Source organism: Neoakkermansia glycaniphila, from assembly GCF_001683795.1.
Lineage (GTDB): Bacteria > Verrucomicrobiota > Verrucomicrobiia > Verrucomicrobiales > Akkermansiaceae > Akkermansia > Akkermansia glycaniphila.
On the sequence record NZ_LIGX01000002.1, the window covers coordinates 112,389 to 126,662 of the forward strand.

At 61.8% G+C, this 14,274-nt stretch carries 8 protein-coding genes; all 8 read left to right on the top strand.

The features are described from left to right. Window positions 1-81 precede the first annotated feature (81 nt). The 8 genes from AC781_RS01235 to AC781_RS01270 are packed head-to-tail and all read left to right on the top strand — an operon-like array spanning window position 82 to window position 14,171. The gene (locus AC781_RS01235; protein WP_067772196.1) at window positions 82-1,053 is read left to right on the top strand and encodes an AAA family ATPase; all 972 of its coding nucleotides are present in this window, start codon (window positions 82-84) and stop codon (window positions 1,051-1,053) included. Window positions 1,054-1,088: 35 nt separating this feature from the next. Next, window positions 1,089-1,970, top strand: a complete 882-nt coding sequence (locus tag AC781_RS01240; protein ID WP_067772199.1) for a DUF58 domain-containing protein — start codon at window positions 1,089-1,091, stop codon at window positions 1,968-1,970. Window positions 1,971-1,973: 3 nt separating this feature from the next. Further along, a complete protein-coding gene (locus AC781_RS01245) occupies window positions 1,974-4,022 on the top strand; it encodes a VWA domain-containing protein (protein ID WP_067772202.1) in 2,049 nt (682 codons plus the stop codon). Beyond that, window positions 4,019-4,216 carry a hypothetical protein gene (locus tag AC781_RS01250; RefSeq protein WP_067772204.1) on the top strand — a complete coding sequence of 66 codons (198 nt, stop codon included), beginning with the start codon at window positions 4,019-4,021 and terminating at the stop codon, window positions 4,214-4,216. Before AC781_RS01245 ends, AC781_RS01250 begins: the two co-directional genes overlap by 4 nt. Next, window positions 4,213-6,426 (top strand): hypothetical protein, encoded by a 2,214-nt coding sequence (locus AC781_RS01255; RefSeq protein WP_067772207.1) that lies wholly within the window; start codon window positions 4,213-4,215, stop codon window positions 6,424-6,426. Before AC781_RS01250 ends, AC781_RS01255 begins: the two co-directional genes overlap by 4 nt. 16 nt (window positions 6,427-6,442) lie before the next feature. Continuing rightward, window positions 6,443-9,244 carry a hypothetical protein gene (locus tag AC781_RS13880; protein WP_067772210.1) on the top strand — a complete coding sequence of 934 codons (2,802 nt, stop codon included), beginning with the start codon at window positions 6,443-6,445 and terminating at the stop codon, window positions 9,242-9,244. A gap of 38 nt (window positions 9,245-9,282) precedes the next feature. After that, window positions 9,283-9,924 carry a DUF4159 domain-containing protein gene (locus tag AC781_RS13885; protein WP_067772213.1) on the top strand — a complete coding sequence of 214 codons (642 nt, stop codon included), beginning with the start codon at window positions 9,283-9,285 and terminating at the stop codon, window positions 9,922-9,924. Between the two features lie 38 nt (window positions 9,925-9,962). Next, on the top strand, window positions 9,963-14,171 hold the full coding sequence (locus tag AC781_RS01270; protein ID WP_067772215.1) for a HEAT repeat domain-containing protein: 4,209 nt from the start codon (window positions 9,963-9,965) through the stop codon (window positions 14,169-14,171). Window positions 14,172-14,274: the final 103 nt, after the last annotated feature.

The following is a 14,274-nucleotide window of genomic DNA, read 5'->3' on the forward strand; positions in this document are numbered from 1 at the left end:
CGCCATCTTCACCTTGACAAACAGCCTGTAAAGCTTATCCTAACCAGAAGCCCTTTTTATTTCCCACCCACAGAATCTCCCATGAGTACCACACCCGAAAACGAATGGTCCGGCATCTTGGACAATATCAAACAAATCCGCGAAGAAACCGCCCGCGTGATCGTCGGTCAGGACGCCGTCATCGAGCAAATGCTCGTCGCCCTGCTGTGCCGGGGGCATTGCCTCATCGTCGGCGTGCCCGGCCTTGCCAAAACGCTGCTTGTCAGCACCCTCGGCAACATCCTCGGCCTCGGCTTCCACCGCATCCAGTTCACGCCCGACCTGATGCCGCCGGACATTCTCGGCAGTGAAATCCTCCAGACGATGGACGACGGCTCCCGCCGCTTCGAATTCGTCCCCGGCCCCATCTTCACCAACCTCCTGCTGGCGGACGAAATCAACCGCACGCCTCCAAAAACCCAGGCAGCCCTCCTCGAAGCCATGCAGGAAAAGCAGGTCACCGTCGCCGGGCAGACCCGCCGCCTCGAAGAACCCTTCATCGTATACGCCACGCAGAACCCCGTCGAACACGAAGGCACCTACCCGCTGCCCGAAGCCCAGCTCGACCGCTTCTTCTTCCAAATCCTCATCCAGTACCCCACCGTACAGGAAGAAGAGGAAATCCTGCGCCGCACCGGAGGCCTGAACATGCCCGAAGCATCCACCATCATGAATGCGGACAAGGTACTCGCGCTCCAGAAAGCCGCCTCGGAAATCCCCGTACCGGACCACATCTACGGCTCCATCGTCAAAATCGTCCAAAGTACCCGCCCGGACTCCCCGGATGCCACCGAAGCCGTCAAAAAATACGTCTCATGGGGCGCTGGCCCCCGCGCCGCCCAGTGCCTCCTCCGCGCTTCCCGCGCCATCGCCCTGCTTCGCTGCAAAACCACCGTCTCCATGGAAGAAGTCAAGGCCGTCCTGCACCCCGTGCTGCGCCACCGCCTCATCCTGAACTACAACGCCACAGGCGAAGGCATCCGCGTCGAAAGCATCATCGACTCCCTCGCCTGAACCGCGCAAAACGACCCCGCCCCCGACGCACGACCATGCCGAACATCCAGCACAAATACCTCCGGCCCGAAGACCTCAAACGGCTGGCGAACTACCGCTTCGCCGTCCAGATGATGGTCGAGGGATGGATGTCCGGCAAACACCGGGCGAAGGGGCGCGGAGCATCGAGCGACTTCCTCGAATACCGCCAGTACGCCCCCGGCGACGACCTCCGCCTCATCGACTGGCGCGTCTATGCCCGCAGCGACCGCTACCACCTCAAAACCTTCGAGCATGAAACCCATCTCGAATGCCACATCTTCGTGGACAGCAGCGCCTCCATGGGCTACCGCAGCGGAGGCCCGATGACCAAGCTCGACTACGCCTCCTACTTCGCCGCCTGCGTCGCATGGCTCGTCATCCGGGGGAACGACCGCGCCTCCCTCCAGACCTTCGATGCCGACATCCGCTCATTCATGCCCCCCGGCTCCACGCGCAAGCATCTGGACGGCATGCTCAACCTCCTCGAACACAACACGCCGGGAGGCCCCACCAGCCTGCCCGCCTCGCTCGAAAAATCCCACCACCTGCTCAAAACACCCGGCACCCTCGTCATCGTCTCCGACTTCCTGAGCGACCCCGCCGCCCTCATGCAATCCCTCAACCCGTACCTGCACCGGGGCTTCAAAATCGTACTCGTCCAGGTACTCGACCCGCACGAAGTCGAACTCCCCTCCGACGGACTCGCCCGCTACTACGACATGGAAACGAACGAACACCTCCTGTGCAACAGCGAAACCGTCCGCTCGGCCTACAGGCAACGCGTGCAGGAACACCGCACAGGCCTCCGCTCCCTCGCCATGTCGCGCGGCATCCGCTTCTTCTCCGTCACCACGGATGAATCCTATTACCAACTGTTCGACGCCCTCTCCGAATAACCCATGCAATTTTTCCTCGCCAACCCCCTGTACTGGCTGCTCGCGGCGGCGCTCATCCCCCTCATCGTCCACCTGCTCGCCCGCTCGCGCCCCAAAGACAGGAAATTCAGCTCCCTGTACTTCCTGCGCGAAGTCATCTCGCGGCAGGTGCGCATCTTCCGCCCGAAAAACAGGCTCCTCCTCCTGCTCCGCACGCTCGCCATGCTCGCGCTGGCGGCGGCCTTCCTCCTGCCCTACATCGGAGGCCACGTCTCCGACCTCTCGCATGTGCGCAACGTCATCATCGTGCTGGACACCTCGGCCTCCATGGGAGCTGCCGACGGGCAGGAACTCCGCATGGCACAGGCGGAACAAACCGTCACCAAAATCGTCAACGAACTCCGGGCTACGGACAAAATCAACCTCATCTCGGCGGGAGCGCGTCCTTCGGCCCTGTTTGAACGCCCCGAACAGGCGCGGCAAATGGTCCTGCGCGAACTGAGCCGACTGCACAGCGCCGGAGAAGAATCCGATGCCGCTGCAGCCGTCCGCCTCGCCGTCGAACAGGCCCGCAGCCTCCCCGAAGGCCAGAGCGCGGAAATCTACGTCGTCTCCGACTTCCAGGCATCCAACTGGGCGGCTCTCGACTACGCCAGCCTCGTCCCCGACAAAATCCCCGTCCGCTGGGTCTCCGTCGCCCAAAGCCCGAAACTGGCGAACACCTACATCTCTGCCATCTCCACCATCCCTGCCAAAGCCCTCCCGGGGCAACCCGTCACCGTCAACGTCACGCTCGGCCAGTGCGGCAAAGCGCCCGTACGCACCACCCTCCACCTCGAAGGCGGTTCCCTGCGCACCTCGCAGGTCTGCGAAATCCCGGCGAACGGCACCACCACGGCATCCTTCAGCATCGATGCCCCCACCAGCGGCAGCGAATGGGTACTCACCGCCTCCACCGATCCGGACGCCTTCCCGGCGGACAATGAACGCCGCACCATCCTTCCGCTGAACGACCGCCTCTCCTGCCAGGCCGTAGCTGCCGATCCGCTTCACCTCGGCACCATGCTCCGCGCCCTGCAGTCCATCCCCTTCCTCGACTGCCAGATCGCCTCCGGCCCCGGCGAACACGCTCCCGACTTCCTGATCTGGAATGCGCCTGCCGCCGAAGACGTAGCCGTCATGGAAGAAAAAGCTCGTGAAGGAGCCGTCGTCCTCGCCATCCCTGATTTCTCCAACGACACCGCCGCCAATGCCGTCATGGGGTACAAGCCCGCCCGCGCCCAGTTGCAAGTCGCCGAAAACGACGAAAAATGGACACTGGAAATTGCCGCCCCGCAAGACCGCGTCTTCCGGCTCTTCCCGGACAACACACTCTCCCCCCTCCTCACGAGCGGCGTCTATCGCCGGCTGAACAACGGATTGCAGCGCGAAGCCCCGCAGCATGCCACCGTCCTCCTCCGCTATGCGGACGGAGTACCGGCCATCGTCCGCCGCCCTGTCGGGCGCGGAGCCGTCATTCTGTGGAACATTCCGGTTCACCCGATGGATACCCGATGGGGATCTTCGCCGCTCTACCTCCCCTTCGTCGCGGAAACGCTGACCGCCTCACGCATGGCCTCGGATGCCGCAGACGACATCCAGCCCGGAGCCGGATACCTCTCCTGCGTCGTACCGCCCAATCTGGGCGCTCGCGACATCATCCTGCAGAACGATCAAGGCGAACTCCTCTCCACCCGCGAAGTCAAGGAAGCACGCCGTGGCATGATCCTGCAAAGCGAAACCCCTGCCGAACCCGGACTCTACACATGGCGGCGCAAGGACGACCCATCCAAAATCCTCGCGACGCAAGCCGTCAACTTCCCTGCGGCGGAATCCGTACTCGAAACCATGGACACCTCCGTACTTCCGCAGGGCATCATCACCCACAAAGAAGAAAACGACCGTCTCGACTCTGCGGAACGCCGCGACCTCTGTCCGTGGTGCATCGCACTCGCACTGCTCTTCCTCGCCGCCGAACTCCTCATCTGCTGCCGTGCATCCGGCAAACCCTCGGACAACCAGCCCACGCCATGAACAGCCACCTCTTCATCTTCGCCTCGTCCATTGCGCTGCTCCTGTCCATATCCGGATGGCTGAACAGCCTCGCCAGCCGCAGCCTCGACCGGCAGGGATACCGCCGAGCCAGAAAAAAACGCCGTCCCGCACGCCTCTCCGGTCGCTCGGACTCCCCCTTCACCTTCACTTCCGATAGCTCTTCCGCCGTATGATCCTCGACCCCGTCCTTCCCCTGCCCCTGCTTGTCCCTCTGATCCTGCTGCTTGCAGCAGCGGCAGGCTGGCTGTGCAGAAAAGCCTGCCGTTCACTGCCCGGCAAGGCACGCTTCGCCTGCATCCTTCTCTATGCGGCAGCCGTCCTTGCCATCGGCGCACTCCTGCTCAATCCGGGCCGCTATGAGAAAAAACTCGTCAGCAACATGCCCGTCTGGCTCATCGCTTCGGACACCTCCGCCTCCATGGCGTCGCCCTCCACTCCGGATGCAGCCTCCCCATCCCGCTCCTCTCTGGCGGCAGGCCTGCTGAAAAAGCTCGCCGCCTACCAGACTCCCGAGCGGGACCTCCGCTGGTTCGGCATCGGCCATACCGCCAGCCGCAAGGATGATGCCGCCGCGCTGGCCGCCGCCAAACCGGATGCCGATGCATCCATGCTCGCCTCATCCATCGACCAGCAGCTCCACGCCCTCCAGAGGCAGGGCCGCACCGTAGCAGGCATCGTCCTCCTCTCCGACGGGCGGGACAGCCGCCCCGACGACGCCCGGCAACTCTCCATCAAGGCAGCAGGCCAGAACACCCCCATCCACACCGTCGCCCTCGGCGGCAACTGGGAAGCGCCCGACATCGCCCTCTCCTCCTCGCGCACCCTCGTACAAGCTTACAAAGGCACACCCATCACCCTCACAGCCTCCGTGCGCAACAGCGGCATGGGCGACCGCCAGCTCGGCATCGTCCTCCTCGATGCCTCCGGAAAACAGGTCGAACGTAAAATCGTCGACGTCGCCAACGGCAAAACGGCCGACGTCGCCTTCTCGCTGGAAAGCCCGGAAAACTCTTCCGACTACACCATCGCCTGCGAACCCGTCGCCGGAGAAACGCGCAAGGACAACAACAGCGCCTCCGTCACCGTCCGCGCCATCACCTCGAAAATCCGCGTCTTCATGGCGGAAGGATCCCCCTACTGGGACAGCAAATTCCTCGCCCAGTTCCTCCGCAAGCAGGAAGCCTTCGAAGTCAAATCCGTCCACCGCCTCAGCCAGGACCGCTTTTACCAGATCAACAGCGGAGACGATACCAGCGAACCCAGCCCCGATGCAGGCATCCCCACCAGCACCGCCGAATTCCTCCGTTACGACATCGTCATCCTCGGTAAAGGCATGGAACACCTCTTCACACCCGAAATCGCCGAAGCCCTGCAATCCTACGTGCGCGACCACGGAGGCCTCCTCATCTTCGCCCGAGGCAAAAGCTACGGCGGCAGCATGCCCGCCATGGAACCGCTGGAACCCTTCGCCTGGCAGCACACCATCGGCGGGGAACACCACCTTACCCCCACGCCGTCAGGAGCATCCGAAGGACTGTTCGGCCACGTCCTGCCCGCACCGAAAGACGCCGTCTGGAAAACCCTGCCCGGCCTCGAAGACGTGTGGGATGTGGACAGCATCTCCCCGGACACCCGCATCCTCGCCACTACGGACGACGGGCAGACGCCCCTCCTCACCATCCGCCGCGTCGGCATGGGAGCCGTCGCCTGCCTGAACGGCGAAGGCCTCTGGAAATGGGACTTCTACCCCGAAGCCCGCAGGGACGGCAACATCTACGCCGACTTCTGGAAACAATTCCTCCCGTGGATTCAAACCGCCGCCGAATTCCGCCCGGGCTTCGACCTCTCCCTCCATGCGGAACGCAACCCCATCGAAACGGGCGACGCATTGCGCTGCACCATGAGCTGGCGCGGCATCGGCACGCCCGGCAATGTCGAACTGCAAATCACCCCCCTCTCCGGCCAATCCAGCCCCCAGACCGTCTCCGCACGCCACGAAGGCGAAAAGAACGGCCTGCACCGCTGGACTGCCTCCCTCGTACCGGACAAACCCGGCGACTACCTGCTTAAAGCCATCCTCCCCGACCAGCCGGAAATCCCCTGTCCTGAAATCCGCATCCGCGTCAACCCCCTTCCCGGCGAACTCGACAACCTCAATGCCGACCGCGAATGGCTGGCCCGCCTGAGCGAAAGCACGGGAGGCACCATGCTCACCCCCGATTCCCCCGCAGCCGCATGGGATGCCGTCTTCGCCATGCCGCAAGACACGCAAAGCGAAGAAGAAGAATACCGCCCCGCCTGGAACCGCTGGTGGGTACTCCTCTCCATCGGTGCGGCCCTCGGCCTCGCCTGGTGGATCCGCCGCCGCCATGGACTCCTGTAACACCATCCCCACTTCCATGAACGAAGAACCGACAGCCCCCGCTCCTGCCCCGAAGCCCCGCTTCGACACCGTCTTCCGCCGCTACTGCCGCCGCCGCCGCTGCGCCGCCTTCTTCGCGGCCATCGTCCGCACGGCAGCCTTCGCCGTCTGCCTCCTGCTCCTGTTCGCCCTGCTGGATTACTCGCTCACCTTCGAGGAAACCGCCCGCCGCACCGGCGGCTACATCTGGCGGGCCCTCGTCGGCCTGTACCTCCTGTACGACTTGCTCCGCGCCTGCTCCTACCCCCGCCGAAAACTCGCGGAAGAACTCGATGCCATGCGGCACGACAGCCGCCGAAGCATCCTCTCCGCCTGGGAACTCGAAACGAACAAAGACGCCGATACATCAAGCCTCGGCCAATGGCTCCGCGAACAGGCCACTCAGCAAACGGCCAGCGACCTGAAAACCTACCTGCGCCGCAGCCATGCCGTACTGAAACGATTCGCCTTCCCCCTGCTCGGCATCCTCCTCCTCGCCGGCTTCTGCACAGGCATCTACACCGCATGGCCCAAGGAAAGCCTCGTCGTACTCAACCGCCTCATGAGGCCCGAACTCGACACCCCGCCGCTCTCGCCCTACACCTTCACCGTCAAACCGGCCGTACTCGAAGTCCATTACGGCGGCGACCTCCTCATCCAGGCGGAAGTCGAAGGCCCTGCACTGGAAGGCACCCTTGAACTATGGGTGCGGCAGCCCGGCCTCGCCATGCAGAAACTGCCAGCCTTCCGCGAAAAAGACAACATGTGGGCGCGCCGCCTTGAAAAAGTCACGCAAGCCTGCGAAATCGCCTTCGCCACGGACAACGGCAAAGCCCGCAGCCACTGGCAACCCGTCCGCATCAACTACCGTCCGCGCATCACGGCGGGCACCGTCACCGTCACGCCTCCCGCCTACACCCGCATGCCGGCTGCCACCAGCGCCCTGAGCGGGCAGGAAATCACCGTACCCGAAGGCGGAGCCGTCACCTACACCATCCAGAGCAACCGCTCCCTCTCGTCCGGCACCGCCGTCTACCGCGCGGAACGCCCGGGAGCAGTCGACGAAACCGTACAGGGCAAAATCGTCCGTGAAAACACCTGCATCTTCACCCTCCCCGTACGCTACTCCGGCAACCTCACCATCGACCTCAAAGATACAGGCGGCGACAACCTCGAGAAACCGCTTGAAAGCAAAATCCGCACCCAGAGCGACCTCCCGCCCGTCGTCAACCTCCGCAAACCGTCCGAAGACTGCTTCGTCGTCATCGGCTACCCGTTCGAACTCGAAGCCGAAGCCTCCGACGACTACGGCCTCGTACGCTTCGACCTGAACAGGAATACCGAAGGAACCCGCCCACGCCCCACCTCCATCCTCGGCACCCCCGGCGACCGCGACATGAAAACCACCCTCGGCATCGACCTCCGGAAACTCGGAGCGCAACCCGGCGACGTCTTCGAACTCGGAGTCGAAGCGCAGGATGCCAACCCGTACCGGCTGAACATCACCACCTCGCCCACCGTCAAAGTCACCGTCATCAGCGAAGAGGAATACGCCGAAATGCTCCGTATGGAAGCCAGCCTCGAAGACTTCAAGGCACGCTACGAAGAACTCCAGAACGAGCTCAACAAAACCATCGAAGCACTGGCTGCAGCCGAAAACATCGAAGATCCTGCCAAACGAGCGGAAGCCCTTGAAAAAATCAAACAACAGCACCAGAAAACCAAGAAACTGGCGGAAACCATCGCCAAGGACTTCCCCATCTTCGACAGCGACAAACAACTCTCCGCTCTCGCCGAACAACTGGCCTCCGAACTGCAGCAGAACATGGACGATGCCGAAAAAACGGACCCCAAATCCGGCATGAAACAATGGAACGAATCCATGAAACAAATGCAGGCCCGGCTCGGTGCCAGTGCGCAAAACCTCAACCAGCAGAAAGAAGATGCCGAAAAGGCCGCCAATGTAGCCGCCATCATGGAACTTCTCTATGAATTCCAGGCCCTCACCGAAGAACAGAAGGAAATGCAAAACCGCTTCCTCGCCTACGTCTCCGAAATGAAACAGGGCCGCCGCGTCACCACCGAACAGCTCGAAGCCCTCGGCGAAGACCAGCAGAACATCCATGATCGGCTCGAAACATGGTCGGAGAAAATTCCGAAAGTCATTGAAAACCTGCCCGACGAAGCGGCTAAATTCAAAGACATCCTGCTCACCTTCCAGGCCAAATACAGTGAGCTGGACATTCCGGAAATCATGGAAGCCGCCATCGACGAAAGCCGCAACCTGCACCATGCACCCGAAGCATACGACTATGCCAGCCAGGCCTACGAAGCCATGAAAAAACTGATCGACGAAACCATGTCCAACGATGGCGAAGGACTGGACCCGTCCGAATGCCTCAGCGGCGCATGCCAATCCGCAGCCCGGCAAATGATGGAAGCCCTGTGCAAACAATGCCAGGGACAGGGCAACGACCCGATGAAAAACGGCCAGGGCAACGGCGCCGGAGCCGGATACGGCGGCAATGGGGCTCGCCCGTCCATGCCGGGATCCCGTTCCATCGTCGGCCCGCCGCGCAGCAAACGCGCCGGAAGCGGTTCGGCGGAAAGCTCCCACTCCGCGCAAGGCGGCCAGGGCAACCGAGGCAACAACCACTCCGGCAACGATCCCGGCAAATCCTCTCCCTCACCATCCGAAGCCGGAGAAAAGGAAATCGACTTCTCCGACTCCAACTGGGAACAGGTGCCGCCCACCTACCGCGACGCCGTCCGCAAATACTTCAAACCCGCCAATCAGTAACCCCTCACCGCGGCTTCGGTCGCAACCGCCAGCAAACCATGAAAACCGTCATCTGCCTCCTCACCCTGCTACTTGCCTGCCTGTGCCCCGCCTCCGCCAAGGAAGGCATCGTCCAGTGCGGCAACCTGATCTACGCAGGCAACAAAACCTCCCGTTGCTTCAGCGATGAATTCCTGTCCACCGTCCAGCAGAAAACAAGCATCAGCACCAGCCGCCGCTTCCGGGCCGTGCGGCTCGACAGCGAAGAACTCTTCCAGTTCCCCTTCGTCGTCATGACGGGCGAAGGCAACTTCACCCTCACATCCAAGGAACGGGAAAACCTCAAGAAATACGTCGCCGGGGGCGGCTTCCTGCTCGCCTCCGCCGGATGCTCCAGCGAAACATGGGACAAATCCTTCCGCAAGGAAATGACCCAAACCTTCGGTGAAATGAAACCCATCCCGATGCAGCACCCCATCTTCTCCACCGTCTTCCCGATAAAAACCCTCTCCGCCGGAAAAAAACCGACCAAAGGCCACCTCGAAGGTATCACGATCAACGACAAACTCGTCGTCGTCTATTCGGCGGACGGCCTCAACGACAGCTCCAACTCCCGCGGCTGCTGCTGCTGCGGAGGCAGCGAACTGGGCAACGCCCTCCAAATCAACGCCAACATTCTGGCATACGCCCTGCTTCGCTAAAGCCGCACGAACCCACACACGCCCGCACCCCACCAGCCATGCGCTTCCTTCTTCCATTCCTCTGCATCCCCTTCGCTCTGGCCGCCGAACTGGCCCTGCCCGACGATGCCTCCCAACTCAGCACGGTTGACCGGCAGGAACTGCTGGCTGCATGGCGCAACAATGCCGCCGCCTGCCCGAGGGAAGCTCTTGTCGCCCAGCTCTCCAGCCCCTCCCTGAAAACGAGGTGCGCCGCCCTCGACCTTCTGGAAGACCTCACCGGAAACGACTTCGGCTTCGATCCGTGGCTGCCGCCCTCCGAAATCCCGGCGGAAACCCGGCAAGCCCTTCAGGACTGGAGCAAAAGCGACGCCGGATTCCTCAACACCTCCCATCCGCCCGATGCGGAACAGATCAACCGGGCCATCGCCATCTTCCTCTCTGCAGACGATGAAATGAGGGAACGCACCTGCCGCCTCCTGCTTCCCCACAAAAACATCCTCATCGGAGCCATCGAGCAAACCCTGAAATCCCGGCCCGACCTCACGCAGGACGACATCAAAGCCCTCCGCCAGATCGAATACCGCATGCAGCTCGATTCGACCCTCGGCCCGAAGGCTGCCGCCACATCGCGGCTCCTCGTCTCGGACAAACGGGGAGACATCATCGAAGGCATCGAATCCCTCCGCAACTCGCCGCAGACGGTTCTACCCGTCCTGAACACGCTCATCGACCACGCCGACCCTATGGTCAGGGAAACGGCGATCGACGTCATGCTCCTCACCGGCAAGGAAAAAGCTCTCGAAGCCCTCATGCCCATGCTTCAGAAGGAAACCGACCCCAACATCCTTCAAATCGCCTTCCGCCGGGTGACCGACTACATGAATGCGGACATGAAAAAACTCCTGCTCCGCCATGCCCTCTCGCCGCAGGAAGATGTCGCCGTCACCGCCCTGAACGTCCTGCGGGAATCGAAGGACATCGACGACGACATGTACTCCAACGTTGACTCGCGCAGTAAAAAAACACGCAAGGAAATCCGATTCTCCGAAGAAGAGATGCACCGGCTGCTCTCCTCTCCCAACTGGCGCATCCGCTCCGCTCTGTTCGAACTCATCACGGCGGACAAACGCAACCGCACCACCCCTAAACTCACGCCGGAAAGCCGCCAGCTCATCTACAAAGGCATGACGGACGACGACGCCACCGTGCGGCAAACCGCCTTTCAGGCCATCGTCGTGGGCAAACTCTTCAGCAACGACCTCGTCCCCCTCTGCGAGGAACTCCTCAAGCGCGACACGGAAATGCTCCCGCAGGTCATCTACCTGTTCATGGCGGTCAATGCCGATATCAGCGAAACCGTTCAGAACATGCTCTCGCGCATGACCGTCGACCAGATTGAAAATCTCCTCGCGCTGGAGGGCGACTATACCACCTACATCCTCGCCTCCGGCAGCGGCAACCGCGCCACGCGCACCGTCGTCGCCGCATTGGAGAAAAGCCCCGATCCCGGAGTCAAGCGCATCCTGCTTCTCCGCAAAAGCAAAGGGCTGATGCTCCGCACGGACGGCTGGGACGCCTTCCTCGCCGGACTGGAAAACCCGGCCTACACCCCGGCGCAGAAAATCGAACTGCTCGAATCCCTCAACTACGTCTCCCTCGCCACCCTCCTCGACGAATCCGCCGCCCCCACGGAAAGCAGCAGCATCTACATCAGCTCGGGCACACCACCTCCCGCCTCTTCCGCCCGGAAACAGCAATTCGCCCCCTACATGGAACGCCTCCTCGGCATCCTGCGCAACATGCGCGACAAGGACGCATCGGACGACCTCCGCCACAGCGCCCTGATAGCCCTGTGCAGCCTTCGGGACAAAGAAAGCCGGGACACCCTCATCCGGACATTCCCGCAAATGAGCGCGAGCCGGAAACTCTCCATTCTGGAAACGAACGACAATGTCAGGCTCGACCTCCCCGCCGAGCTGTTCACGCAGGCATTCGCCACCGGCAACGAACAAATCCGCAAAGCCGTTTACAGCAACCTGCGGTACAAGCGCAGCAGCGACACGCTGGACAAATACCTCACACCGGAAATGTGCGATGCCGCCATGTGGCATGACAGCATCCTCTGGGACTGGGGCAGCGCCTGCCGCTATTCCAGCGCGAACGAACGGCGGTTCTTCCGCTCGTTCCTGCTTGCGGCAGTAGCCAGCGACAAAGTGCCGATGCCGCTCCGCGAAGAAATCGCCTTCTACTGCTGCCTCGATGAAACAACGCGCAAAAAGCCGGAGGTACAGAACTTCATCTCATCATGCACATCCGCCCGCAAGCCGTATCTGCAATTCATCGACGACGCACCCAAAAAACGGGGCGACATCCTCCCGTGGGCCGTCAAATGGTCAAAATCCCCCGAACCGCTCATCCGCTTCACCGTCGCCAGCTGCCTGCAATCCCTCTACGACTGGAAATTCGTCCTGCCGATCTCGACCAACAAAAAACCGTTGTTCACGGAACCGGCCATCCTGCGCCGCAAGCTCTCCACCTCCTCCAGCCGCACGGCCCGCGCCCCCGAAGAACTGGTCTCTCTCATACGTGACATGCAGAAGGATACCGACGGCCGTGTCGCAGCAGCGGCGGCCATCTCCCTACTCGGCATCACAGGCGACTGCGACGCCCGACTGCTCAAAAACCAGTTGGAAAAAATAAACGGCATTCAGGAAAAACGCCACCTCGATGAAGACGACGACTCCATGACGCTGGAAGAAACGCTGGCCACCATGCTCCAGTCCCAATTCACCCGCATCACCTCCACGCGCAACGCTTCATCCTCCGACTCTTCCTACTTCTACAGCTCCGAACAGGTATTCACTCCCCTGCAAGGAAAACTCACCGATTGTGAGAAAGACCTCTTCTCCTTTGCCGCCATCCTGAATCCCGACTATGTCAAACTCAAGTTGGAAAACGGCGAAAAACTTGACATCGCCGGAAACGGAGAAACCGCCGTCAGCTTCACGGCCCTCACCTCCCCGGCCGGCAAGGAAACCGCAGACGGAAAGACTCCCGAAGATGCGGCGGAAAACACGCCAACGCCCGATATTCCTGTTTCCGCCGCCAACGAAACCGACGAACACGACGCGAGCGATACTCCCACCGGAGACATCGACACGCAAAAAGCCATCGCCATCGTCTTCTTTGAAAAACCGGGATGTGACGAATGCGCCCGAACAGAATCCGAACTCCGCGACCTCGCCGTCACCTTCCCGAACATCAAAATCGAAAAAATCGTCATCACCACCCAGAACGGGCTCGAACGCAACGCCGCTCTCTGCCGCCGCTTCAACGTACCCGGCAAGGAACGCAGCATCGCTCCTGCCGTCTTCACGCCGAACGGATACCTGACAAAAGCCGACCTCAACCGCGACAGCCTCCGCCGCCTCATCGAACAGGAAGCACGCCGCAAGACGAACACCGCCGCAGACAACGGCGAAACGGCAAACAGGCTGGCGGACGTCACGCAGGAAGAACGGCAGCAGGCACAGGCCGACATCCGCAGCACCTACGAAGACATGACGCTCGGCATCGTCCTCCTCGGCGGCCTGATCGACGGCATCAACCCCTGCGCCTTCGCCACACTCATCTTCTTCCTGAGCTACCTTCGCATCGCCCGGCGTTCGCCCAAGGAACTCCTGTGGACGGGTGCGGCCTTCATCCTCGCCGTCTATCTCACCTACTTCTCGATCGGCCTCGCCTTCAACGAACTCATCGGCGTCATCCAGGGAGCCCACGTCTGGAAAAACGTACTCGACTGGACCTTCGCCGCCCTCGCCCTGCTCGCCGCCCTACTCTCCTTCCGTGATGCGTGGCTGGCCCGCAGGGGCCGCATGCAAGACATGTCGCTCAAACTACCCAAATTCCTGCGTGACCGCATCCACTCCGTCGCCCGCACACAGGCCAAAGCCAGCCGGTACATCCTTGCCGCCTTCATCGCAGGCATCATCATCTCCGTGCTGGAACTCGCCTGCACCGGGCAGGTCTATGCGCCCATCATCTACCAGATCCGGGCCGGGCATGAATCGGCCATCGCCATGCTGGCCCTTTACAACTTCGCCTTCATCGCCCCGCTTCTGCTCATCTTCTACCTGAGCTACAAAGGCATGAGCACGCAAAGCCTCATCCGCTTCCAGGAAAGACACAGCTTCATGGTGAAGCTCCTCCTCGGCATCCTCTTCCTCGTGCTGGCTGCCGTCATCCTCCTCACCTCGCTGTCATAACGCTTCGCATGCCCGGCAGAACAAGCTGCCGGGTACCGGGCCATCCCTGTCGGATGGCCCGCTTCATCGTCTCCACGAGAACGAAAAAAGAGCGAATTCAGTC

Bases quoted from the DNA above. Each gene is read 5' to 3' on its own strand.
- AC781_RS01235 (WP_067772196.1), top strand. From the start codon at position 82: ATGAGTACCACACCCGAAAACGAATGGTCCGGCATCTTGGACAATATC.
- AC781_RS01240 (WP_067772199.1), top strand. From the start codon at position 1,089: ATGCCGAACATCCAGCACAAATACCTCCGGCCCGAAGACCTCAAACGG.
- AC781_RS01245 (WP_067772202.1), top strand. From the start codon at position 1,974: ATGCAATTTTTCCTCGCCAACCCCCTGTACTGGCTGCTCGCGGCGGCG.
- AC781_RS01250 (WP_067772204.1), top strand. From the start codon at position 4,019: ATGAACAGCCACCTCTTCATCTTCGCCTCGTCCATTGCGCTGCTCCTG.
- AC781_RS01255 (WP_067772207.1), top strand. From the start codon at position 4,213: ATGATCCTCGACCCCGTCCTTCCCCTGCCCCTGCTTGTCCCTCTGATC.
- AC781_RS13880 (WP_067772210.1), top strand. From the start codon at position 6,443: ATGAACGAAGAACCGACAGCCCCCGCTCCTGCCCCGAAGCCCCGCTTC.
- AC781_RS13885 (WP_067772213.1), top strand. From the start codon at position 9,283: ATGAAAACCGTCATCTGCCTCCTCACCCTGCTACTTGCCTGCCTGTGC.
- AC781_RS01270 (WP_067772215.1), top strand. From the start codon at position 9,963: ATGCGCTTCCTTCTTCCATTCCTCTGCATCCCCTTCGCTCTGGCCGCC.